Origin of the sequence: Vibrio sp. 10N.222.46.A1, from assembly GCF_041473595.1 — a bacterium.
GTDB lineage: Bacteria > Pseudomonadota > Gammaproteobacteria > Enterobacterales > Vibrionaceae > Vibrio > Vibrio tasmaniensis_A.
Genome location: NZ_JBFRSN010001215.1, coordinates 1 through 550, shown reverse-complemented (window position 1 = coordinate 550; position 550 = coordinate 1). Strand labels below are relative to the sequence as shown.

The following is a 550-nucleotide window of genomic DNA, read 5'->3' as shown; positions in this document are numbered from 1 at the left end:
ACACGCCAACTCTATTTATGTTGTTAGTCGGATCCCTCGACTGTTCGCGATTGTGCTTGCCGGTGCTGGCTTGAGTGTTGCTGGCTTGATAATGCAACAGATTGTTCAGAATAAGTTTGCTGCACCTTCTACGATGGGCACGATTGATTGCGCCATGTTGGGGTACATCGTCGGTATTCTGGTGCTGGGTAATGCCGCTCAATGGAGCTACTTAGGCTTTATCTTTGCGTTTGCGGTGTTAGGCACCATGCTATTGGTCCGCTTTCTACAACACTTGAAGTTCAAGAATGCGGTGTTGGTACCTTTGATTGGCATCATGTATGGCAACGTTATTTCCTCTCTAACAACCTTTATCGCTTACAAATACGATTTAGTACAAACCATGTCAGCTTGGACGATGGCGAACTTTGCGAGTGTATTGCAAGGCAGCTATGAAATCCTTTACCTCGCGGTTCCTGCATGTGTGTTGGCTTATTACTTTGCGAGTCAGTTCAGTGCGGCAAGTATTGGTGAAAGCTTCGCAAAAAACATTGGCCTCAATTATCAGAAG

The 550-nt window shown here is 45.8% G+C and carries 1 protein-coding gene; it reads left to right on the top strand.

Annotated features, from left to right (window positions below; all coding sequences use genetic code 11):
* Positions 1 to 550: iron chelate uptake ABC transporter family permease subunit (locus tag AB4496_RS25335; protein ID WP_372132590.1), on the top strand; the 550-nt coding region annotated here is incomplete at both ends.